At 72.2% G+C, this 22,472-nt stretch carries 21 protein-coding genes; 5 read left to right on the top strand and 16 right to left on the bottom strand.

Annotated features, from left to right (window positions below; translation table 11 throughout):
• The first annotated feature begins 212 nt into the window (after window positions 1-212).
• Window positions 213-1,619, top strand: coding sequence for a porin (locus tag WMF45_RS33805; protein WP_437709359.1), 1,407 nt, complete (start codon window positions 213-215; stop codon window positions 1,617-1,619).
• Window positions 1,620-1,726: 107 nt separating this feature from the next.
• On the opposite strand, the gene WMF45_RS33800 is transcribed toward WMF45_RS33805, so the two are convergent.
• On the bottom strand, window positions 1,727-2,245 hold the full coding sequence (locus WMF45_RS33800) for an HD domain-containing protein (protein ID WP_437709357.1): 519 nt from the start codon (window positions 2,243-2,245) through the stop codon (window positions 1,727-1,729).
• A gap of 656 nt (window positions 2,246-2,901) precedes the next feature.
• Between WMF45_RS33800 and WMF45_RS33795 the strand changes: the two genes are divergently transcribed.
• Both WMF45_RS33795 and rsmG read left to right on the top strand, forming a co-directional pair.
• Window positions 2,902-3,360, top strand: coding sequence for a VOC family protein (locus WMF45_RS33795; protein ID WP_437709355.1), 459 nt, complete (start codon window positions 2,902-2,904; stop codon window positions 3,358-3,360).
• A 98-nt stretch (window positions 3,361-3,458) separates the two neighbouring features.
• On the top strand, window positions 3,459-4,178 hold the full coding sequence (gene rsmG / locus WMF45_RS33790; protein WP_437709353.1) for a 16S rRNA (guanine(527)-N(7))-methyltransferase RsmG: 720 nt from the start codon (window positions 3,459-3,461) through the stop codon (window positions 4,176-4,178).
• 142 nt (window positions 4,179-4,320) lie between these two features.
• On the opposite strand, the gene WMF45_RS33785 is transcribed toward rsmG, so the two are convergent.
• From WMF45_RS33785 to WMF45_RS33755, 7 genes are all read right to left on the bottom strand, one after another.
• Entirely contained in the window at window positions 4,321-5,607 is a 1,287-nt protein-coding gene (locus WMF45_RS33785) for a lactonase family protein (RefSeq protein ID WP_437709351.1), read from the bottom strand.
• A 154-nt stretch (window positions 5,608-5,761) separates the two neighbouring features.
• The gene (locus WMF45_RS33780) at window positions 5,762-6,442 is read right to left on the bottom strand and encodes an NrsF family protein (RefSeq protein WP_437709349.1); all 681 of its coding nucleotides are present in this window, start codon (window positions 6,440-6,442) and stop codon (window positions 5,762-5,764) included.
• Window positions 6,432-7,073, bottom strand: coding sequence for an RNA polymerase sigma factor (locus WMF45_RS33775; RefSeq protein ID WP_437709347.1), 642 nt, complete (start codon window positions 7,071-7,073; stop codon window positions 6,432-6,434). The genes WMF45_RS33780 and WMF45_RS33775 overlap by 11 nt, the downstream gene beginning before the upstream one ends.
• Before the next feature lie 38 nt (window positions 7,074-7,111).
• Window positions 7,112-8,092: an HvfC/BufC N-terminal domain-containing protein gene (locus tag WMF45_RS33770; RefSeq protein WP_437709345.1), complete on the bottom strand. Its 981-nt coding sequence runs from the start codon at window positions 8,090-8,092 to the stop codon at window positions 7,112-7,114.
• Window positions 8,089-8,979 (bottom strand): DUF692 domain-containing protein, encoded by an 891-nt coding sequence (locus tag WMF45_RS33765; RefSeq protein ID WP_437709343.1) that lies wholly within the window; start codon window positions 8,977-8,979, stop codon window positions 8,089-8,091. Before WMF45_RS33765 ends, WMF45_RS33770 begins: the two co-directional genes overlap by 4 nt.
• 31 nt (window positions 8,980-9,010) lie before the next feature.
• Window positions 9,011-9,424 (bottom strand): hypothetical protein, encoded by a 414-nt coding sequence (locus WMF45_RS33760; RefSeq protein ID WP_437709341.1) that lies wholly within the window; start codon window positions 9,422-9,424, stop codon window positions 9,011-9,013.
• A gap of 175 nt (window positions 9,425-9,599) precedes the next feature.
• Complete coding sequence (locus WMF45_RS33755) at window positions 9,600-10,439, bottom strand: hypothetical protein (protein ID WP_437709339.1); 840 nt, start codon at window positions 10,437-10,439, stop codon at window positions 9,600-9,602.
• 192 nt (window positions 10,440-10,631) lie between these two features.
• Between WMF45_RS33755 and WMF45_RS33750 the strand changes: the two genes are divergently transcribed.
• Both WMF45_RS33750 and WMF45_RS33745 read left to right on the top strand, forming a co-directional pair.
• Window positions 10,632-11,387, top strand: coding sequence for a hypothetical protein (locus WMF45_RS33750; protein ID WP_437709337.1), 756 nt, complete (start codon window positions 10,632-10,634; stop codon window positions 11,385-11,387).
• 159 nt (window positions 11,388-11,546) lie between these two features.
• Window positions 11,547-11,927 (top strand): hypothetical protein, encoded by a 381-nt coding sequence (locus WMF45_RS33745; RefSeq protein ID WP_437709335.1) that lies wholly within the window; start codon window positions 11,547-11,549, stop codon window positions 11,925-11,927.
• 250 nt (window positions 11,928-12,177) lie between these two features.
• Here the strand turns inward: WMF45_RS33745 and WMF45_RS33740 are convergent, their stop codons facing one another.
• From WMF45_RS33740 to WMF45_RS33705, 8 genes are all read right to left on the bottom strand, one after another.
• Window positions 12,178-12,411 carry a hypothetical protein gene (locus WMF45_RS33740; RefSeq protein WP_437709333.1) on the bottom strand — a complete coding sequence of 78 codons (234 nt, stop codon included), beginning with the start codon at window positions 12,409-12,411 and terminating at the stop codon, window positions 12,178-12,180.
• A gap of 636 nt (window positions 12,412-13,047) precedes the next feature.
• A complete protein-coding gene (locus WMF45_RS33735; RefSeq protein ID WP_437709331.1) occupies window positions 13,048-13,902 on the bottom strand; it encodes a helix-turn-helix transcriptional regulator in 855 nt (284 codons plus the stop codon).
• A gap of 118 nt (window positions 13,903-14,020) precedes the next feature.
• Entirely contained in the window at window positions 14,021-14,797 is a 777-nt protein-coding gene (locus WMF45_RS33730) for a PP2C family protein-serine/threonine phosphatase (RefSeq protein ID WP_437709329.1), read from the bottom strand.
• A gap of 453 nt (window positions 14,798-15,250) precedes the next feature.
• Window positions 15,251-16,843, bottom strand: a complete 1,593-nt coding sequence (locus WMF45_RS33725; RefSeq protein ID WP_437709327.1) for a hypothetical protein — start codon at window positions 16,841-16,843, stop codon at window positions 15,251-15,253.
• Between the two features lie 17 nt (window positions 16,844-16,860).
• Complete coding sequence (locus tag WMF45_RS33720; RefSeq protein ID WP_437709325.1) at window positions 16,861-18,150, bottom strand: PEGA domain-containing protein; 1,290 nt, start codon at window positions 18,148-18,150, stop codon at window positions 16,861-16,863.
• A 448-nt stretch (window positions 18,151-18,598) separates the two neighbouring features.
• Complete coding sequence (locus WMF45_RS33715) at window positions 18,599-20,167, bottom strand: hypothetical protein (RefSeq protein ID WP_437709323.1); 1,569 nt, start codon at window positions 20,165-20,167, stop codon at window positions 18,599-18,601.
• A 167-nt stretch (window positions 20,168-20,334) separates the two neighbouring features.
• Complete coding sequence (locus WMF45_RS33710) at window positions 20,335-21,378, bottom strand: PEGA domain-containing protein (RefSeq protein ID WP_437709321.1); 1,044 nt, start codon at window positions 21,376-21,378, stop codon at window positions 20,335-20,337.
• 73 nt (window positions 21,379-21,451) lie between these two features.
• Complete coding sequence (locus tag WMF45_RS33705) at window positions 21,452-22,228, bottom strand: PP2C family protein-serine/threonine phosphatase (RefSeq protein WP_437709319.1); 777 nt, start codon at window positions 22,226-22,228, stop codon at window positions 21,452-21,454.
• Between the last annotated feature and the right edge of the window lie 244 nt (window positions 22,229-22,472).

The following is a 22,472-nucleotide window of genomic DNA, read 5'->3' as shown; positions in this document are numbered from 1 at the left end:
CCGGGTGCTCCTGACCGCGGCCTCTCGTCTGCGCGTCGTGCGTGGGACGCGGAGCGCAGGCCGGGGAGTGATGGTCCGCCGACTGCGAGGGCGTGGTGCGCCTTCGCGCCGGCGGCCGGCGTCGGCCGTGCGCGCCGCGCGTAGAGCGCTGTGCGCCGTGCGTCGTGCGTCGTGCGTCGTCAGCAGCTGGTTTGATCCGAGGAACAACGCGCTTGAAATCGATCAACGGAAAGAAGTCGCACACGGTCCGCGCGGCAGCGGCGCTCTCGCTCGTCGCCGCCGCGCTCCCCTTCCAGGCGTCCGCTCAGCAGCCCGCGGCGCCGCCCCAGGCCTCAGCGCCGCTTCCGGCCCCGGCGCCGCAGGAGACGGGGGCGGCCGCCGGCGTCGAGCCGTTGAGTCGCCGTGTCGCGGAGCTCGAGCAGCAGCAGCGCGCGCTCCTCGAGCGCCTCGAGGCCGAGCGCAAGGCGGCCGCCGAGGAGCGGGCCAGCGCGGAGAAGGACAAGGGCAGCGGCGTCAAGGTGACGGCGGCTCCTGGAAAGGGCTTCACCGTCAAGACGGCGGACGACAAGTTCTCGTCCACGATCCGGGCCCGCGTGCAGCTCCGCGAGACCATCACGCACACGGCAGAGGACGACACGAACGAGATCAACGTGAAGACGGTGCGCCTCACGACGAGCGGCCATGTCCTCTCGCCCGATCTCAAGTACACCGTGCAGCTCGCCTTCGGCGGCAACGACTTCGAGAAGGACAGCCCCTCTCCCGTCTTCGACGCCTTCATCGAGTACACAGGGATCCGCGATCTCAACGTGCGTGTCGGCCAGTTCTTCGTCCCGTTCGACCGGGCGCGGACCACGCGCGAGTTCACCCTCCAGCTGGTGGATCGCCAGATCGCCGTCCGCGAGTTCACGCTCGATCGCGACGTCGGCCTGATGCTCTCGTCACCCGATCTCTTCGGCCTGGGAGGCAAGCTGTCGTACAACCTCTTCGTGGGCGGCGGCGAGGGGCGCAATCGCTTCGGCGGCCAGAAGCACGGCCCGCTCGCGGTGGCGCGGCTCGCGGTCCGCCCGTTCGGCGCGTTCGACGACGACCAGGAGGGCGACCTCTCCCGCGAGGCGAAGCCCCGGCTCGCGGTGGGCGTCGCGGGCGCCTACAACCACCAGACCAACCGCCAGAACAGCACCTATGGCACGACGCTCGCGCACGGCGCGGCCGACTACCTGCACGGCGCGGCGGATCTCGTCTTCAAGTATGCCGGCTTCTCGCTCTCGGCCGAGGCCGTGGTGCGCCACGCCGAGCGGGATTCCTTCGAGGGCGAGATCGACGGCGCGCCCGTGCGGGAGTGGACGCGTTCGGGTTACGGCTACTTCGTCCAGTCGGGCTTCCTGCTGACCGAGCGGCTCGAGGTCGCCGCGCGCTGGGACCAGATCTTCGCGGAGCGCGGCACCGATCCGAAGCTCGTCGACCTCGTCGACACGCAGGGAAAGCAGGTCGGCGGCGGGCTCAATTACTATGTGAACGGGTATGCCCTGAAGATCCAGGGCGATTATTTCTACATCTTCGGCAAGGACACCGCCGAGGCCCGCCACGTCGGTCGCCTCCAGCTCGACGCCACGTTCTGAAGGGGACGCGCGGCCATGGGGAAGTCATGATCACTTCTCGGACTTCCGTCGCCAGGCGTCCATCTGCGCTCGGTCACGACGCCTGATGGCCTCGAGCTCGTGGCGGGTCAGGCCTGGCCATCGAAGGCTCCATCCTCGAGCAATCGGTCAAGCTCCGACCACAGCGGATCGCATTGTCCGCTGCGGAAGGCCGCGTTCTTGAATGCCTGCTGTTCGCTCTGATAGAGCCGCCACAGGCTCGCCTTGCGGTCAGCGATGCACGCGCGCACGTTGGCGAGGCGGTCCGCGGCTTTCACGATGAGCGCGAGCTCGGTTTCGCCCCTGGCCTGTGCCAGCTTGGCGTAGGTTCTTGCTTTACGCTCCTTGCGATTCGCACCGGGTTCGTCGGTGAGCAGGCCCACGCATGTGGCCACGCGCGATCCGAACTCCGCTTCAATGCTCGCGAGCGTAACGTCGGTGTCCTCCGCCACGTCGTGCAGGTAGGCGACCACCACCGCCTCTTCTCCATACGGCTCTGCCAGCGCCGCGACTGCATCCAGGTGAAAGGAGTACGGCCGGTCGCCGTACCGCTGGTCCCCGTGCGCAGCGACCGCGTAAAGCCGTGCCTTTTCTCTCGTGGTACTCATAAGGCCTAACCATCCGTCAATGGGTCAACCGAAGCCGGCGGACGAGGTCTGTCCAGATCGTTGCCTTTTATGAACCCCCGCGGACATCGGTTACGACACGAAGCGTGGACGCGTCCTCGTGCCCCATGTGATGGTGGACACGGTCGACGTCTGCGAGCTGAGGTAGTCTGTGAACGAAAGACCCTTCGCGATGGAAAAGGCCTCCTCGAGGCGACGATGGACGGCTGACGCTTCGCAGGCGTCGAGCTGTTCACCTCCTCAGCTCTCGGTGCGCCATCGCGCCACGAGGTCGCGCGCCGCCGCCGACCACTCGGTGAAGGCGAACGTGAACCCGGCCCCGCTCCCGCCCGGAAGGACGATCTTCATGCCGCGAGCCTACCCGCCGCGCCGCGCGCCGAACAGACGCCGCCTGCCGCGGAGGTAAATTTCGTCCAATACCTGGCCAGCGCGAGCCCTCAGAATGGCGGACGACCCGGAACGCCAAGGCGGCGCCTCCACGAGCAGCGCAGCTTCCCCTGCCGCCCGCGGCGACCTCTCCCTGCGAAGCCCGCTGCGGGGGCTCCGGGCTGCGCATTCCCGGACAGGCGAGGCGCGCTAATCCCCGCCGGTGCCCCGGGAAAGGCCATGATCCAAGACGAGCACGAAGGAGCGCGACGATGACGAAGAGCAAGGTCCACCCCGTCCCGGAAGGTCAGACGTGCTTCCCCTACCTGAGCGCGCGGAGCGCCGCGGGAGCCATCGAGTTCTACAAGCGCGCGTTCGGCGCGCGCGAGGACTCGCGCATCCCGATGCCCGACGGGCGGATCGGCCACGCCGAGCTGTCCATCGGCCGAGCCCGGTTCTTCCTGTCGGACGAGTATCCCGAGCTCGGCGCCATCAGCCCCGAGACGCTGGGAGGCAGCAGCCCGGCCGTCGTCGTCTACGTGGAGGACGTGGACGCGCTCGTCGCGCAGGCCGCTGCGGCAGGCGCGACCATCGATCGCCCGCCGCAGGACAAGCCGTTCGGAGACCGGACGGCCTGGCTCCGCGATCCGTTCGGCCATCGCTGGTCCTTCGCGAGCCGGATCGAGGACGTCTCTCCCGAAGAGCTGCAGAGGCGCCTCTCGGCGGTGTAGCGACCCGCCACAAGGGCGGCCCCGGAGCGGGCGGGGAGGGCGAGCGCGAGAATTGCGGCGCTTCACGAGGGAGAGCTTGCTAGGGTGCGCGGACGTCCATGCCCCCTGACGAACGCGCTCCTCTCCCGCTGCCGGCTCCCGCTCCGCTCACGCCTCCGGAGGGCTTCGCGGAGCGCCTCGCGGCGATCGGCGTCACCCTCGACGCCGCGACGATCGCCAAGCTCGGCGATTACCTCGCGCGCCTGCTCGCGATGAACGAGCTGATGAACCTCACCTCGATCACGGATCCGGTCGAGGTCTGGGAGAAACACGTCCTCGATTCGCTCACGCTCCTGCCCCTCCTCGAGGAGCTGAGCGCGGGGGCGCGCCTCGCCGACATCGGCTCGGGCGGGGGCCTCCCCGGCCTTCCGGTCGCCATCGCTCGGCCCGATCTGAGGGTGACGCTGGTGGAGGCGACGCAGAAGAAGGCTTCGTTCCTCGTCGCGGTGGCCGAGGGCCTCGGCCTCACCAACGTGTCGGTGCGCGCCGAGCGCGCCGAGCAGCTCGGCAAGGGCGATCTCCAGGGCGCGTTCGACGCGGTGACGGCGCGCGCGGTGGGGCGCCTGGTCATGCTGATCCCCCTGACGGTGCCCTTCGTGCGGCCGAGCGGGCTCGTGCTGCTGGTGAAGGGCCAGCGCGCCGAGGAGGAGCTCGCCGAGGCGAGCTGGGTCCTCGGGCGACAGCGGGCCGCCTTCGTGAAGACCGTGGCGACGCCGACGGGGAAGATCGTGATGCTGCGGAAGTCGGGGGAGGAGCCGAAGCGCCATCCCGGGCGGTGATCCACGGCGGTGTCCGGTTCTCGCCGGGTCGGCGCGAGCACACGCCTGTTGAGCTCAATCCGATATCATCGCCTGGCTTCAGTTCGACGACCCGTCCATTCATCAGAACAATGGTCCGCGTCGGCGACGTCGCTCGCCCCGCCTAGCGGTCCGGCAGGGCCACGATCCCGACATAGGTAGGCTCGGGGACCTCGGTGACACGGCCTGTCGGCTCGAGGGCGCCTGTCGCCTCGTCCACGCGAAACGCGACGATGTTGCTCGAATCCTGGTTCGCGACGAGCATCAGCTTGCCTGTCGGCGAGATCTGGAAATGGCGCGGCGTCATGCCCTGCGTCGAGGCATGGCCGGCGGGCGTGAGCGTGCCCCGCTCGGGATCGACCGCGAAGATGGCGATGCTGTCGTGGCCGCGGTTCGACCCGTACACGAACTTGCCCGACGGGGACACCTGGACCTCGGCGGCGTTGTTTCCCTCGGCGCTCGCGCCGTCGGGCAAGGTCGAGACGGTGGCCAGGGCGGTGAACGTCCCGCGCGACGGATCGTAGCTCAGGGTGGTGATCGAGCCGGCAGACTCGTTGATCACATAGGCGAACCGGCCGTTCGGGTGGAACTCGAGGTGTCGAGGCGTCGTGTCCTCGGGGAGCGAGAGGGCTTTCGGGTCGTTCGGCTCCATCTGGCCCGTGTCCGCGTCGAAGGTGAGCTGCGCTATCTCGTCGAGCCCGAGGTTGGTGACGAACGCAAACCGGTTCGCCGGATCGGTCATGGCGTGGTGCGGCCTCGTCCGGCGACCGAAGGCCACGTCGAAGGCCGCCTGGCCGAGGGCGCCGTCCTGGCCCACGGGGAGCACCGCCGCCGTCCCGCCGGCGTAGTTGGCGACGAGGACGAAGCGCCCGGAGCGATCCGTGGACAGGTGGGCGGGGCCCGCGCCCTTCGAGGACGCCCTGTTGATGAGCTCGAGCGTCCCGCCCTGGGGATCGATCCGGAACGCGCTGACCGCCCCCGACAGCTCCCCGTCCACCTCGTTCAGCTCGTTCGCCGCGAAGAGGCGCTGGCGCGCGGGGTCGACGGCGAGGAAGGTCGGGTTCATCTCGGCGTCGAGCGGGCCCTGCACGGCCGAGAGCGCGCCGTCGGCGCCGTCCAGGCGGAAGACGAAGAGCCCCTCGTGACCACCGACATAGACAACGAACGCGCGTTCGGCCTGCGAGCCGCCGCCGCCCGCTCCACCGGTGCCGCCCACTCCACCGGTGCCGCCCGCGCCGCCGCCGCTCGCGCTGCCGGCGCTCGTGCTGCCGACGCTCGTGCTGCCGGCGCTCGCGCCGTCACCGCCGCCGGCGGTCACGCCCGTCGTGGCGCCGCTGTTCGCGGCCCCGGCGCCGGAACTGCCGCATCCGAGCCACAGTCCTGCCGCCAGAAAGAGGAGCGCGCGCTGCATCGACCCGTTTCTCCTGCCTCCTGCGTTAGACCTGGCCAGCGCCGCGGCGCAAGCGCCACGGGGCGTCCTCCTCGCGGCGCGCTGCGGCAGGTCCGCGGCGGTCGCGCCGCCTCGCAGCGAAGGCCGGGGAGGACGCGCGACGCGGCGCGGCGCCTCAGGCTCGCCCGCGCAGCGCCCCGGCGGCGGCGCCGAGGAGCGCGCCGGCCGCGATGGGCACGCCGTGGGCGAAGGCGACGTGGAGGACCTCGTCGAGCGAGCAGTGCGCGTGGATGCCGATCGCCGCCCCGAGCCCGCACAGGGCCCCGATCGCGGCGCCCCGCCACGCCGGGGCCGAGAGGAACGAGCGGCGCAGCACGAGCGCCGCCAGCGCGAACGGCACGAGCGCCATGCTGAGCGCGACCGCGCTGCACTCGAGGTGCACCCTCAGGGGCGCCAGCACGTCGTCCCCACGCGACGTGAGGACCGCCGCGCCCAGGAACCCGACCGCCACCGCGGCGACGAGCCCCTGGAGCGCCCGCACGCCGGCCGGCAGGCCCCGGGCGCGCGGCAAGAGCGCGAGCAGCAGGCCGAGGCCGGAGAGCGCCGCCAGGAGGACGAGCGGGAGGGCGACCCGGGGCGATCCGAGGTCGTCGCGGAAGCCCTCCGCCCACGTCCGGAGCAGGATCCACGCGAGCCCCGCCAGGATCGCGCCCACGACGAGGCGCTCGCGCGCCGAGCGCGTCGGCGACGGCTCGGCCGGCGCGTCGACCCGGGCCGGCGGCGGGCGGGCGGCGAGGTGGGCCGCGGGATCGGGGATGTCCTTCAGCCCGCTCAGCAAGTCGCGCTCATTCGACATTGGCACCTCCCCGGACGCTCCCCTGGCCCTTGCCCCGGCGGCGCTCTTCCGCGCCTCCTGGTTCCGCCTCGGGCCGCCGCTTGAGATCGTCGAGCGCCGCCCGCAGCGCCTCGTAGGCGCGGAACGCGCGGAGCTTCACCGCGCTCGTGGTCGTCCCCAGGATCGCCGCGGCGTCCTGCACGCTGAGGCCCTCGTACCGGATCAGGATGAACGCCTCGCGCTGCGACGCCGGCAGGTCCGCCAGCGTCCGCTCCACCGCCCGCGCCGTCTCGGAGGCGATCGCCACCGCCTCGGCGTCCGCGCCGCGCGCGTCCGGCGGCTCCGCGCCCGGATCGCTCGGGAGGCGCTCGGTGCCGCGGTGCTTCTGGGCGCGCGCGTGATCCAGGTAGACGTTGCGCGCGATGGCGTAGGCCCACGGCGCGACGGCGCCGCCGCGGGCGAAGCTCGATCGGGCGCGGTGCATCCGCAGGAACGTCTCCTGCGTCAGGTCGCCCGCGAGCGTCTCCGAGCCGCTCATGCGGGTGAGGTACGCGAGGAGGCGCGCCGCGAGCGCGCGGTGCAGCTCCGGAAACGCGCGCGCGTCGCCGCACGCGTACCGGTCCATCGCTTCGTTCAGGGCGAGCTCATCCATGGCGGTCCTGACGGCATACACCGTCTGCGCCCCGGCGATCATCGCGACGGCCCGAGGAGCGCCCCGCGCTCGGCGAGATCGCTCAGCAGGGCCGCGGTGCTCTCCAGCACCGGCCCGTCGACCGGGTGTCCCAGCGCGGCGCAGCCCGCGACAACGGCGTCCCCGAGCGCGGCGCCCGCGAGGAGGCGGCCCAGGATCTCGGCCGCGAGCGGCGTGAGCTCGAGGAAGCGCACGTCGTGCGCGGCGTCGCGGTACACGAGCAGGCGGGTGGGCTCGCGGGCCGGCACGTCGCGCGCCGACGCGTCGCCCTGCAGCCTGTGGACCGCGTGCTCGTAGCGCACGAGCGCCGCGGCCCGCTGGAAGCGCGCCCCCCGGTCGAGCGACAGCGCTTCGCCCAGGGGCCCCGGCGCCTCGTCGCCCGGTGTCCCCGGCGCCTCGTCGCCCGGTGTCCCCGGCGCCTCGTCGTCCGGTGTTGCCGGCGCCTCGTCGCCGAGCGGCCCTGACGCCCCGCCCGCGCTGGCCTCCTCGTCCTGCTCGGCGCACGCCGCCGCGAAGGCGGCCAGCTCGTGGCGCGCGAGATCCGCGAGGTACGCGGGGACCTCCGGGTCCCCGGCCCAGCGCAGCGCCGCGAAGCCCACGAACTCGAACGCGACGTCGCGGAGGTAGCGCGACCGGGGCGGCTCCGCCTCGATGAAGCGCGCCACGTCCGCCTCGAACCGCGCGCCCAGCCGCGCCGCGGTCCGCGGGATCCCGGCGCGGATCGCGCCCGTCAGCCCGCGGCGGATGAGGCTCCGGTAGAGCAGCAGCCGCTTCGGCGGGAGCGCCGCCATCGCCTCGAGGTCCGGCCCCTCGAGCCCGGCGCGGGCGAGCCAAGCGCGGGGATCGGCCGCGAGCGCCTCGCCGTCCGGCGCGGTCACGCTCCGCTGGAGCGCCCGCTCCAGCGCCGCGAGCTCCGGCGGCGGCGTGTTCGCCGCCTCGCCCTCCTCGCAGGTCTCGCCCGCCTCGCGCGCCCCGCTCACGCTCGTGCCTCCCGCGCGGCGAGCCCGCGCCGGTACGCCGCGTCGACCTCGGCGAGCTCGGCGAGCAGCGCGCCGAGCGGCGGCACGTCGTTGTCCCGCTCGAGCACGACCGGCACCGGCCCGGTCCGCGCGACCGCGCGGGCGAGCAGGTCGAGCACGGGGGCGATGGCCGGCGCGCCGTGCGTGTCGACGAGGACCCCCGCGTCGTCGCGCCACTCGTGCCCCGCGACGTGCATCGCGGCCACGCGCTCGGGAGGGATCTTCTCCAGGAACGCGACCGGGTCGAAGCCGTGGTTCCGGGCGTTGACGTAGACGTTGTTCACGTCGAGCAGGAGCCTGCAGCCGGCGCGCTCGAGCACCTCGACGAGGAAGTCGGCCTCGTCGAGCGAGGCGCGGCCCGGGACCAGGTAGTAGGTGATGTTCTCGATCGCCATCGGGCGCTCGAGCCGCTCCTCCGCCTCGCGGATGCGGGCCGCGGCGTGCGCGGCGGCCGCGGACGTGTGCGGGAGCGGCAGCAGGTCGTGGAGGAACGCGCCGTCGACCCCGGAGAAGCAGAGGTGGTCGCTGTGGAAGGGGGGATCGAGCCGCTCCAGGAACCCCCCGAGCGCGCGCAGGTAGCCGGCGTCGAGCGGATCGAGCCCGCCGACGGACAGGGTGAGCCCGTGCGTCAGGATCGGGCGGTGCTCCCGGACGCGCTCGATCGCGGCGGGGAAGAAGCCGCCGCGCCGCATGTAGTTCTCGGGGGAGAGCTCGAAGAAGGGGACGGGCAGCGCCGCGTCGCGCGCGTCGCGATCGGGCGCATCGGGCGCGTCGAGCGCCGCGAGCACCTCGTCGAGGAACTCCCATCGGAGCCCGAGGCCGACGCCGGTGAGCGCGCTGCCGGTCATGGGGGTAGGGGGAGGGTGCGGGAGGCCGCGATCAGCCGCAGGTGCCCTGGCCGCAGCCCGCGTGGCCGGGCTTCTTCGCGGCGGCGCCCGTCTTCTTGGCGGCGGGCTTGGCCGGGGCGCCGGTGGGCGGCGTGGGCGGCGCGGCCGTGGCCGCCGGGGTGGCCGTGGGGGCGACCTGCGGCGAGGTCGCGGCGGACTGCGCGTCGCTCGGCGGCGCGGGCTCGGCCGGGGCGGCGGGGACGTTCGCGCCCGCGGCGGCGTCGCCCGAGGCGGCCTCGGTCGGCGCCGCTGCGGGCGCGGTCTCGGCCGGCGCCGCGGGGGCGGTCTGCTCCGCGGGGACCTCGCTCGCGTTGACCGGCGCCTGCGCGCCGGCGCAGCCGCTCATCACCATGGCGCCGGCGCTCAGCGCGGCGAGGGTCTCGTAAATGCTCTTCTTCGACAGCATCGTGTGGCTCCTCTGGTTCTCGTCTCGACGGGCCTGCGCCCACCGTTGTCGTCTCGACGGGCTGCGCCCTACGGCGGGCGAGGCGTCATCCGGCCTCCGGCGGCTTCCGGACCGCCGTGTCATCTCAGAGCCGCTGCGTCGCCGCAACGGCCCACGTTCGGGCGGCGCGCCGCGCTCACCGCGCGCCGCCGTCCGCTGCCGCCGCCGGCGCTGTGGGGGCCGCGCCGGCGGTCGCGGTCAGCTCGAGCGTCACCATCGCCTCCTTGGCGACCTTCGGCGAGAGCACCTCGAGCGTCTTCTGGGCGAGCTTGCCGAACGCCTCGCGCGGGCGGACGTCGTGCTCGGCGAGCCCCACCGGGAACGGCTTCGCCGTCTTGACGGTGACGCTCGCGGGCCTTTCGCCCTCGTACCTGAACGTGGCGATGAGCTCCACGGTCCTCGGGGACTGCCGCTGGTGCAGCAGCAGGTCGCCCGACGCCGTGACGGTGACCGTCCTCTCCGCGCCCGACAGCTTCGAGAGGTCCTTCTCGCCGGAGGTCGAGAGCGACCGGATCGCGAACTGGGCCTTCTCGTTCTTCGCGCGGACGTCGTCGGGCGTGTCCTTCGAGATCTCGAGCCAGGTGCGCGCGTGCTGGTTCTGCAGGTCGCTCTTCTTCTCCTCGCCGGGCTTGCCGTCGTCGCCCACGGCGGTCTGGAAGAGCTCGATCGTGGAGAGGTCGACCGTGATGAGGCCCGTCGTCCTCGTGATGTCGGCGGGGTCGACCTGGAGCGTCCCCGCGGCGGCGCCCGCGATCCGCCCGCGGATCTTCTCCTGCGGCGCATCCATCACGAGCTCGACCTTGCTGCCCGCGCGGTCGATCGCGAAGGTCGCCGCGGCGGGCGCCTTCGGCTCCGGCGCCTTGAGCTCGGTCGCGGCGGGCGCGAGGCTCGGCTGCTCCCCCTGGCACGCGGCCGTGCCCAGGCCGGCGGCCGCGAGCGCGAGGAGGAGCAAGGCCCTTGTCCGGATCGTCTTCACGCTCGCCTCCTGCATCTCTCGGGTTGTTGCGCGCCCGCGCGCGAGGGCGCGGGGCGGTCCCCACTTGAACAGGAAGGAAGGCGCCCGGGAAGGGAGATCGGGGTCCCCGTCCTCGCTCGCCCGCCCGCTCGGCGTCGCGGTTCCATGAGTTCCATGTCCGAGCTACGTGCGAGCGGCGCCGTGGTTTCGGTCGTGGCCGCCGGCGCGGCGCAGGGCGCAGCCCGCCGGACCTGCGCTGCACAGCCGCGTGTGGCCTGGGGTGTGCACGAGGCGGTCGTCGAAGACGGAACGAGCCAACCGGAGACAACTGCAATGAGCACGCGACGACTCGCGGCGGCTGCCATGACCGCCGCCGGAATGATGGCGCTCGCCGGCGCGGCGGAGGCGCAGGGCGCGGCGGGCCGGGATCAGCACGTCCGGCCGACAGGCAACATCCCTCCGGCGGATCAACCGCTCATCCGGCGCATCCCGGAGCCCACTGTCGCGGTCGAGGGCGGCTTTGGCGTGCTGGGCTACGTGGGCGGCGCCGCGGGCGTCGGGCCGAGCTGGAACGTGCGGGTGACCGGGACCATGTCGCCGCGCGTGGCCGTTGAGGCCAACTACACAGGCTCGGTGAACCAGCGAACGATCGCGGGGAAGTCGCTGGTGATGACCGCGCTCGACGCGGGCCTGCGTTACAACATCCTGCGCGCTGACGAGGCGATCGTGCAGCCGTTCGTGGTCGCGGGCGTGGGCTATGTGGGCTGGGCGGGCCGCGGCGGAGACCCGTTCGCGGTGTCGGTTCCGCTCACCGCGGGCGTGGAGCGGCTCGTCACGCGCAACGTCAAGCTGGGCGCTCGGTTCAACTTCCGCCCTGCGTTCTTTGATGACCTGACCATCGGCGGCGTGACGAACCGGACGGGCGGCGACAGCTGGTCGCTGCTCGCGCACGGCGGCGGCGCGTTTTGACCGCGGCCATCGGGTCTCGACCTCGGCCGCGCCTGCGGGACGAGGCGGGCGTGCGCGGGGCCCCTGTCGTCCCGTGGAGTGAAGTAGGCTGCCGGCCGCTCGGGCGGCGACCCGCCTTCGGGGCTCAGCGGCCGGGCTTCATCCACGGAGAACGACGGTATGAACACGCGCTGCCACTCGCCTCGTCGGGGCCTGAGCCTCTTCTTCACGGGGCTCTTCTTCACGGGGCTCGCGCTCGCCTCGAGCGCTGCCTGCTCCAGCCGGCAGCAGGCGACCGAGGGGACGTCGACGGCGGCCGGCGAGCGGCGGGAGAACGACTGTTCGACCGGGCCGCTCCTCGAGTGCCCCGAGGGCCAGCTCGACGGCTGCGCCAACGGGACGACCACGGAGCACCGATGTGTGGCGGCGGGGCGGGGGAGGTGCCTCGATATCCGGGCGGCGCTCGTGAAGTGCCTGGACGGCGAGATCCTGACGCACGACGGCTGCCCCGAGCCGGCCTACATGCAGCGGTGCGCGCCTCGGCCCGCGCAGCGGCAGTGAGGTGTGAGGCAGAGGTGCGGCCGTGAGGTCTGAGGCAGACACACGGAGAGGAAGGGGTGAGACGACCAGAACAGAGAGTGATGCCCACCCCCGGTCGGTGCTCGGCGCTTCGCGCCTGCGCGCCGCCCGCCCCTCCCAAAGCCCGCGCTCCGCGCGGGCAGGGAGGGGCCCCAGTCCACGCCCATCTTCGCGCCGCCCTCGCCGCGCGCTCGTGAAACGCCGGCGGACGGCGTGTGTGCCCGCCGGCGTTCTACGCCAGAAACTTGGGCCGCATCCCGGAGGGCGGCGCGATGTCCTCCACGTCTTCCCCTTGAGCGGCGCGCTCCGCTCTGCAGTCCTCGCAATAGCGCGCCGCGTCCCACGCGATGTCCTCGAGACCCAGCTTCCGCAACCACGCGAGCTCCCACATCTCCCGCGCGCTCACGTGGATCGCGTTTCCCGAGCGGGACATGCCGGTGGTGTTGATCGGCCGACGTTTGGACATGGGCGCTCCTTCTCGGATGAGGCCGCCCATTCTGCCGTCGACGAAGCTGCTCGCCCAGGGGTCTCTCGCGAAAATCGTTGACATTGCGCTTACTTGCCTGTGGCCGTCTGAGATTCTCACGGGATGACATGATTCCCTCACTCTCCGCAGCGCTCGCCGGTCGCGACGTTCCAGCAGCTCCCACCGCTTCCCGGCGCGCCTCTCCCGGCGCTGACGAGCATGCGAGCGCCCCGCCAGCGAGCGAATCGTACGGAAATTGTCAAGAGAACAAGGCGAGGAGGGAGTCGCTGTTCCTGGACTGCGCGCCGAGCGCGGGGTGTGAAGACGATCCAGCCGTCCCTCGGCCAACCCACCGGCGTGATGGACCCCCTCCGCGCTGCGGGGGTGGTCCACCGGTCGCCCTGCCGAGCCGTCTCCGGCCTCCTCTATGCTCTAGTTCCGTCGAGCGGCCCCGGTTCGCTGCACAATCGTCCGCAGGCCTCATTTTTTTCTGCGACTCCGGTGACGCTGTGCGTTGGATGACGCGGTGACGTGGTTGCGGGGGGCGGGAGGGGAGGGGGCGCCTCGCTCGCCCCGTTGCTGCTCATCGTTCCGCGCCGGTCCGTCGCGTGGCCCGAGTGCGATGCTCGGCTGCGCTCACCCATGGCGCCCTACTCCCGGGAGCGTCGTGTTCAGGGGAGAGCGCTCTGCTTCCTCCCAATCGGACGCACTGGCAGAGCTCGCCCCGTCTCCGTCGGGCTGCAGCGGGAAGCTCGTCAGGGGGGCAGCGCGACGGGCGAGCTCTTCCCCCGCGACGGCGCGGACAGGGCGCGGTGGCCGGAGCTGCGGCAGGGGAGGCGGCGGGAGCTTCGCCTGCGGGCTTCTGGGTGCGAGTTCGGGAGACGGCACCACGGGAGGTGGAACGTCGAGCGTGCGGGGAGGTATCGGCGGCGACGCCGAGCTCTCACGCTTGGTGACGGGCTCGCCGACCTGGACCACCACGGTATCCTCAGCGTCCGTTCGGCGGTCGTCGTGCAACCGCCAGAGGCGCTCCCAGTACCGCGCCGGCGTGCCGGTGAAGGTCTCCAGCTGCCGCGCGAGGCCGGGCGTCATGGGCAGGTCGCTCCTCAGCAGCCGCTCCACCTCCCTCGGTGAAAGCCCCGTGCACTCGGCCAGCTTTCTCCTCCACGAAGGCGTCGTCGCACAGAACGACTCGAGGACCCTTCCCGGCCACGGGACGGGGCGTCCTCGGGCGTCTCTCCGCTCGGCGAGCGCCGCATCGACGTGACAGTCCAGGAGGCGCCGGTAACGGTCCCGCTCCCCCGCTGCCTGCGCCTTCGCATCGGTGAGGGCTGCTTCCTCTTCATCGTGCGCGTGCTCGCGCGCCTCACGAAGCCCGCGCTCCCGTCCCAGCGCTTCGCGCGCGGTGACCGCGAAGCCGATCGCGACGCATGCGATCATCGCGAGCCCGAGCGGCGAGACGAGCCACATTGCACCCAGCATGTCCTCCATGTTCCCTCCTGAACCGTGAGCCTTCTTGTCCGGTGCACCGCGGAGCCCGGCCTTGTGCTGCCCGACCGAAGGCATCCCCTCGAGTCCGCCGTTCGTCGCGCCTGCCACAGCGCCTACGTCACCCGCCTCCGAGGCGCGCCAATACACACGTTACGTTGTCCGGCCCGCCGTGCTCGTTGGCGATGTCGACCAGCAGGCTCGCGGCGAGGCTCAGGTCTTGGTGGCGCCCCAGGATCCCCTCGATGCGCGCCTCCGGCACGGGTCCCCACAGGCCGTCCGAGCACACGAGGAACAGATCGCCGGGCTGGGTTGGCTCCACGCGCGACTCGATCTCCACGCTCTTGTCGCACCCCAGCGCGCGTGTGACGGCGTCCACCCGGCCGCTCAGTGCTTCGAGCGCCGCCAGCGCACCGTCTCCCGCGCTCAGGAGCTCTTCCAGCAGCGTGTGGTCTCGGGTGAGCCGCTCCAGCTTTCCGCCGCGCATGCGGTAGACCCGCGAGTCGCCCACGTGCGCGATATACGCCATTCCCGCGCCGAGCAGCACGCCCGCGAAGGTCGTCGCCATGCCGCGCTGCAGCGCTTGCCGCTGGCTCGCGTCGTAGATCGCCCTGTTGGCGCGCCGCACGCTCAGCACGAGCCTCACCTCGTCCCGGTCGTGCGCGCTGCCGGAGCCGTGCGGCCATGTCTCCTCGAGGTCCTCGTCCACGTCGAAGCAGCCCTTGACCACCTCGATGGCCATCCGCGACGCGACCTCTCCGGCCGCGTTGCCGCCGAGGCCGTCGGCGACCATGAAGAGGCCGAGGCACGGCAGCGCCGCGAAGCTGTCCTCGTTGTGGCTGCGGCGCCGGCCCACGTCCGAGTGCGCCGCTGCCTCGATGGCGAGCTGTGGATACACCGTCGTCCTCCTCGCACGCTCGTCGTCAAGACGAGCCGAGCCATGGCACGCCGCAGACGGCGGCGCGCTCCATCTCTTCACGATCCCCTCAGCGCACGAGGCGCTGCATCCTGCTCAGGGCGCGCGGGCTACCTCGGCGCACGCGCGGTGCGCGCCCGTGCCTGTCACGGCGGCAAGGTCGCCAAAGGAGCCGCTTCTCCCGGGCTGCTGCCAATGGCCATTGGATAGATATCCGGACTATAGGCCTGGCGAAGCAGTGGAGGATTTCAGCAGCCCATCGGCCCACCCGCCCGACGCTCACGCTTTCTCAGCAGTGTTGTAGCCCCGAGCAACCCACCGACCCGCGTAGCCGCGGCACGCTGGAATCTACTGCTCGGTCCCTGCGCACGTCCAACCTCCTCAAGCGACGTTGCCGGTCATCAATCCTGCGAAGCTCATTCCCTCCAGAGCGATTCAATTCTCACATGATCGACCTGATTCGAAGTCCCAGCAGCTGCCGGCGCTCCCCGGCGCGCCGGCGCTCTCGGGCGGGCCGCCGGGCGCGGCGCTGCCGCCGTTGCCGGCGGTGCCGGGGATGAACTGCACCGCCGGCACGGCGCTCGGCGCAGCGGCATAGGCAATGCCGACCGCGTGACCGCCTCGGCCGCCGGCGCCGGGGCCGCCGGTCCCGCCTTGGCCGCCTCGACCGCCATCGCAGCCGATGGATCCACCGAGGGGCGAGGCCGTCCCCCCAGTCCCGCCGCTGCCCCCGGCGGCGCCGCCGCGACCGCCAGCGCCATCGCCGCCCTTGCCGGCCTTGCCGACCGAGACGGTGACGTCGGTCAGCACCAGCTTCGTGCCCAGGCTGAGGATCCCGACGCTCGACCCGCCGGCCTTGCCGCCGCCTCCTCCTCTACCGCCGCAGCCGCCGGCGCCCCCACCGCCGCCGCTGGCGCCGGGGCCCTCCACCGGGGCCGCAGCGGTCCCGCAGAACAGCCCGGCCTTGGCGCCGCCGCCGCCACCTCCGCCTTGACCCCGCTTGCCCGAGGTGCCGGTGCCGCCGTCGCCGCCGGCGATGCCCGTCAGCGTCAGGGTCGTGTCGCTGCCGGCGAGGCCGGCGACGCCGGCTCCGCCTGGCTCGCCATCCTCGCCGCGTCTGCAATTGCCTGCTGCATTGGTTTGCCCAGCGCCGCCCAGCCCGTACTCGTCGGGGTTCTCCTCCGGTAGCGGCGCGCCGTCCTCTCCGCGTTGGCCGTTGCCGTCATCCATCGCCGGGCTTCCTCCGGGCCCTCCTTTGCCGCCGCGTGTCTCGCCGTCCTCGCACGTCGTCACGCCGGCCTCGCCGCCTCGCACGGCAGCGGGGAGCTCGCACGCGTTCGTTGCGCCCATCGCCGGTGCGCTCGCGCCCGCGAGCGGCGCGTCCGCGAGCGTCTCGCGCTTCGCACCGTCCATCCCATCGCCCGCGGTCACGTCCACCAGCGCGAGCTCTGCGTCGACGTCGGCAACCGCGACGCCGATCGCCGAGCCGCCCGGCTCGGTGGCGCTGGCGGCGCGGACGGTGAAGCTGCGCACCTTGGAGCCGTTCGCGGCGTTCGTCAGGGTGAGCGCGATTTGGCCGGCGGGCGCCTCGATTGCGCTGCGTGCCTCGGCGCTCCAGGTCCACTCCGCGTCGCAGTCGAAGCCGCCGATCAGCTCGACCTCGGCCTCGAGCGTGACGCTTTCGGCGAAGGCGGAGCTCGCGCAGGCGAGCACGCGCTTTCCGTGGGCGTTGGCGACGGCCTCGGCGAGCGAGGCGAAGGGCATGGCCTTGGAGCCGTCGCCGCCGGGCGGAGCGGTCGCGCTCGCGAACACCGCGCACTCGTCCGTCACCGTGCTCGCATCCTCGGCGGGGTCCGCTTTGCACACGGCGTTGCTGCCGCCTCCTCCGTCCCCGTCGGGCAGGAAGTGCTCGCACGTCAGCATCCGCTCGCAGTCGTCGGTGATGTCGCTCCAGAAGCTCTCACAAGCAGAGGTCGTGAGTAGCAGCGCTGCGCAGCCTATCGCCCATCGCGTCCGTCTCTTCGTCATCGCGTCGCCTTTCGCGTTCACCACACCCCCACCGCGCCGACACCGAGGCCGTCGCTCCGCACGTCGAGCCACGCGCCCACGTGCGCCGACTGGCTCGGCTTACTCGATGGCCACAGCACGTACCCCACCGTCGCGACTGCCAGCGCGCCAGCAGCGATGTAGGCCACGCGCGCCGCATTGCCTAATGCGTCGGCGCGCGTGCCGGTGCGGCGGATTTCGGAGCATCGCGCGACGAACGCATCTGTCGGCTTGGCGCACTGGCCCCCTTCACCGAGGATCTCCCTCATCTGCCGGTCGACGTTCGCGCTGGCCGCGTTCGACGCCACCGTCATGCCCGCCCCCACGCCGAGCCCGACCACGCTCGCCGCTCCGAGCGCGATCACTGGCACCCAGCTCCGCAGCGCACCCGGCTCGACCTTGACCTGCCGTGCGGGAGTCGCGTGGGGCGGCGTTGGCGCGTTGCTCGCGGGCGTCGCCGCCGGTAGCTCCGCGAGCGCCAGCGCCGCCTCATGCGAGCCGCCCGCCGCCACCGTCACGACCTGCTCCGCCTCGGCGTACCCCGCTCGCCGCGCCGCCAACCGGTGCGTCCCCGGCTCCAGGTAGATCTCGTACGCGGCCTCTTCCTCCAACAGCGGCTTTCCGTCGACGAGCAACTCGGCCTCTGGCGGCGTGACCCAGACCCGCAGCGTGCCGACGAGCTGGCGCGCCTCGGCCAGTCGTTTCGTGAGCAGCGTCCGCAGCGCGGGCGCCTCGTCCGCGGGGAGCTCGCGCAGCGCATAGGCCAGGTGGACTGCGGCGCTGCGTGCGTCGCCGACGATCAGCTCGACGTCGCCGAGGTTGGTGGCCACGGCATAGCTCTTCTTCAGCGCCCATGCCTCGAGGAACACGGCGCGTGCCTCGGCCCATCTGCTCTGGTCGTAGAGGCGGACGCCCTTGTCGAAGAGGGCGCGCTGTCTCGCGGAGACGTCGGCGGGCGTGTCCGCCGCCAACGCGCTTGGGCTCCACGAGATCGGCGCCGCGAGCGCCGAGCACAATACCAGGATGCTGGATCTTCTCATGACGCTACTCTTCACCTCCGGCGTGCCGTCGGGCCAGGTCTCCTCGAGATCTTCGTCCACGTCGAAGCAGCTCTTGACGACCTCGATGGCCATGCGAGAAGCGACCTCTCCAGCGGCGTTGCCGCCGAGGCCGTCGGCGACCATGAAGAGGCCGAGGCATGGCAGCGCCGCGAAGCTGTCCTCGTTGTGGCTGCGGCGGCGGCCCACGTCCGACTGCGCCACCGCCTCGATGGCGAGCTGTGGATACACCTTCGTCCTCCTCGCATGCTCGTCGTCGAGACGAGCCGAGCCATGGCGCGCCGCGGAAGGCGGCGCGCTCAATCTTCCTCACGATCACCTCAGCGCACGAGGCGCTGCTTCCTGCTCAGGGCGCGCGAGCCATGTCGGCGCACGCGCGCGCCTGTCCCCGTCAGGCGCCTGGCGAAAAAGGGGGCCGCTTCTCCCGGGCTGCTGCCAATGGCCATTGGATAGATATCCGGACTATAGGCCTGGCGAAGCAGTGGAGGATTTCAGCAGCCCATCGGCCCACCCGCCCGACGCTCACGCTTTCTCAGCAGTGTTGTTAGCCCCGAGCAGCCCACCGATCCGCGTTGCCGCAGCACGCCGGAAGGTACTGCCTGGGCGCTTTCTACGTCCAGCCTCCTGAAGCGATGTTGCCGTTCATAACCCCTGCGAAGCTCATCCCCCCCAGAGCGATTCAATTCTCACACGATCGACCTGAACCGAAATTCCAGCAGCTTCCAGCGCTCCCCGGTGCCCCGGCGCTCTCGGGCGGGCCGCCGGGCGCGGCGGCGCCGCTGTCGCCCGCCGTGCCGGGGGTGAACTGCACGGCCGGCGCTGCGTGTGGGGCCGCCGCATAGGCGATGCCCACGGCGTGGCCGCCTCGGCCGCCAGCGCCGGGGCCGCCGGCGCCGCCTCGGCCGCCATCGCAGCCGGGGATGGAGTCCACATGGTCCGAGGCGGTACCTCCAGTCGCGCCCATGCCTCCATCAGCGCCGCGTCGTCCGCTGGCGCCCTGTCCACCGTTGCCCGCCTTGCCCACTGCGACGGTCACGTCGGTCAACACCAACTTCGTCCCGAGGCTGAGGATCCCGATGCTCGACCCTCCGGCTCTGCCACCGCCACCGCCTTTCCCGCCGCACCCGCCGGCCCCGCCCCCGCCGCCGCTGGCGCCCACGCCATCGACAAGGGTCGTGTCGAGCGAGCAGAACATCCCCGATTTGGCGCCGCCGCCGCCGCCACCCCCTTGACCACGGCCGCCCGTCATGCCTTGGCCGCCGTCGCCGCCGCTGATCCCGGCGAGCGTCAGCGCAGCTCCGCTGCCGGCCGACCCGGGACTGCCAGGCGCACCCGGCGCGCCCTCCACGCCGCTTCGGCAGTTGCCTGAAGGATCTGTCTGCCCGCGCCCCCCGAGCCCATATTCCTCCGGATTCGGCTCCGGCATCGGCTCTCCATCGCGCCCCGCCTGCCCGTTGCCCTCCTCCGTCCCCGTGATGCCCCCGGTCCCGCCGTCGCCGCCGCGCGTCTCGCCGTCCTCGCAGGTCGTCGCGCCCGCGGTCCCGCCGATGACCAGGTTGGTCGCCACGCACGCGTTCGACGCGCTCATCGCCGGTGCGCTCGCTCCCGCTTGCGGCACCTCCGCCGGCGTCTCGCCCTTCGTGCCGTCCATCCCGTCGCCCGCCGTCACGTCCACCTGCGCGAGCTCCGCCTCGACGTCGGCGACCGCGACGCCGATCGACGACCCGCCCGGCAGCGTCGCGCTCGCCGCGCGCACCGCCAAGCTGCGCACCTTCGCCCCGCTCGCGCCCTCCGTCAGCGTCAGCGCGATCCGATCCGCGGGCGCATCGATCGCGCTTCGCGCCTCGGCGCTCCACGACCACTCCGCCCCGCAGTCGAAGCCGCCGATCACCTCGACGCCGGCCTCGATCGTCACGCTCTCAGCGAACGCTCCGCTTGCGCACACAAGCACCCGCTTGCCGTTCGCGTTCGACACCGCCTCCGCGAGCGACGTGTACGGCTTCGCCTTGGTGCCATCGCCGCCCGGCATCGCGCTCGCGTTCGCGAACACCGCACACTCCTCCGTCACCGCGTCGGCGTCTTGCGTGGGATCGGCGTTGCATGCTGGGTTGCCGCTACCGCCGCCACCGCCGCTCCCTGTTGGCACAGCGTCGAGACACATACCCAGCAGGCACTCCGGCGGCTGGACGAAGCATCCTGCTCCGCCGGCGGCGAGTACCACGCCGAACATCACCATCGTTTCGCTCATCCACCGCGCGCGTTGCACCGCAGCTTTCCCCGGCGAAGGTCGAACGCCGTGACCTGCCTTCAGGAACGTTGCCATCGGCGTCACGTGAGCCTCGCCCGTCGGCCTTTCCTTCCCAGTCCCGCAATCTCGCGTGTTCGTGCGCATCATGTACCGCCTCTTTCGCTGCGCTACCACGTGCTCGTCACCACGAGACCGCCGCCGTGTGCCGCGAACATCGGACTCACCGTCAGGCTGCCCGCCTGGTGGGGAGGCTTCTTTGCCAGCCAGGCATATGCTGCCGTTCCAATGCCCACCGTCCCCGCACCGATCCAGCTCCAGATTGCCCCATTCCATAGGGCGGACGCGTTGTCGTACCGCTCCACCGCATCACGGCAGGTTGTCGTGCGCTGCGACGCGGCGCACGCGTAGGCGCCATCTTCGGCTGTCAACTTGCTTCGTTGGTCGTTGGCCGCGGACCACTTGTTTGCGGCGACCACCGCCAATACGGTTCCGATACCGGCTGCAACGCCAGCCGCAACCACGCCGCCGGTGATCACCGCCGTCCTCGGTCCACGCTCTTGCTCTCGCGCGTTGTGTACCGGCAGCGCCACGGCCGGCTCCGGCAGCTTCTCAGGCTTCGCGGCGCCTACTGCCGGTAGCTCCGCCAGCGCCAGCGTCAAGTTCTGCGCCGTCCCCGCCGCCACCGTCACGACCTTCTCCGCATCGGCGTACCCGTCCCGCCGCGCCGTCACCCGGTGCGTCCCCGGATCCACGAAGATCTCCTCCGGGGTCTCTTCGACCAGGAGCGGCGTTCCGTCGATCAGCAGCTCGGCCCCTGGTGGCGTGACCCTGACCCGCAGGGACCCGACGAGCTGCCGTGCCTCGGCCAGCCGCTTTGTGAGCAGCGTCCGCAGCGCCGGCGGCTCGTCCGCCGGGAGCTCGCGAAGCGCATAGGCCAGGTGCTCGGCCGCGCTGCGCGGGTCGCCAAGCATCAGTTCGACGTCGCCGAGGTTGGCGGCGACGGCATAGCTCTTCTTCAGCGCCCATGCCTCGAGGAACACCGCGCGCGCCTCGGCCCACCTGCTCTGGTCGTAGAGGCGGACGCCCTTGTCGAAGAGGGCGCGCTGCCTTGCCGAGACGTCGGCGGGCGGGTCCGCCGCGCGCACGTCCGGGCTCCACGCGAGCGGAGCAGCGAGCGCGGAGCACAGCATCAACACGTGCGATCTCCTCATGACGTCCTCCCGAGCACCCGCGTCCGGCAGAGGCTCATCGTTCACGATCGTGTCTGCGGCTGTACCCATCGCGTTACCCGCCTCCCAGGCGTGCCAGCACGCACGTCACGTTGTCCGGCCCGCCGTGCTCGTTGGCGAGGTCGGTCAGCAGCTCCGCGGCGAAGCTCAGGTCCCGGTGCGCCCCGAGGATCCCCTCGATCCGCCCTTCGGGTACCGGGCCCCACAGCCCGTCGGAGCAGACGAGGAAGACGTCGCCCGGCAGGGTGGGTTCCACGCGCGACTCGATGTCGACGCTCTCGTTGGCGCCCAGCGCCCGCGTAATCGCGTTCGCCCGGTCGCTCAGCGCCTCGAGCGCCGCCAGCGCGCCGTCGCCCTCGCGCAGCAGGTCCTCCAGCAGCGTGTGGTCTCGGGTGAGCCGCTCCAGCTTGCCGCCGCGCATGCGGTAGACCCGCGAGTCGCCCACGTGCGCGATGTACGCCATGCCGGGCGCGAGCAGCACGCCGGCGAAGGTGGTCGCCATGCCGCGCTGCAGCGCCTGCCGCTGGCTCGCGTGGTAGATCGCCCGGTTCGCTCGGCGCACGCTCATCACCAGCCGCACCTCGTCTCGGTCGTGCGCGCTTCCCGTGCCGCACGGCCATGTCTCCTCGATGTCCTCATCCGCTTCGAAGCAGCCCTTGACCACCTCGATGGCCATCCGCGACGCGACCTCCCCGGCCGCGTTGCCGCCCAAGCCGTCGGCCACCATGAAGAGCCCGAGACACGGCTGCGCCGCGAAGCTGTCCTCGTTGTGGCTGCGGCGCCGGCCCACGTCCGAGTGCGCCGCCGCCTCGATGGCGAGCTGTGGATACACCTTCGTCCTCCTCGCGTGCTCGTCGTCAAGACGAGCCGAGCCATGGCGCGCCGCAGACGGCGGCGCGCTCAATCTTCCTCACGATCACCTCAGCGCACGAGGCGCTGCGTCCTGCTTAGGGTGCGCGATCCACGTGGGCGCACGCGCGGTGCGCGCCCGTGCCTGTCACGGCGACAGGGTCCCCAAAGAAGCCGCTTCTCCCGGGCTGCTGCCAATGGCCATTGGATAGATATCCGGACTCTAG

The sequence above is a fragment of the Sorangium sp. So ce448 genome (assembly GCF_051520915.1).
GTDB classification, from domain to species: Bacteria; Myxococcota_A; Polyangia; order Polyangiales; family Polyangiaceae; genus Sorangium; species Sorangium cellulosum_B.
Note: the sequence above shows the minus strand (reverse complement) of the source record. Positions and strands in the feature narration are given on the sequence as shown.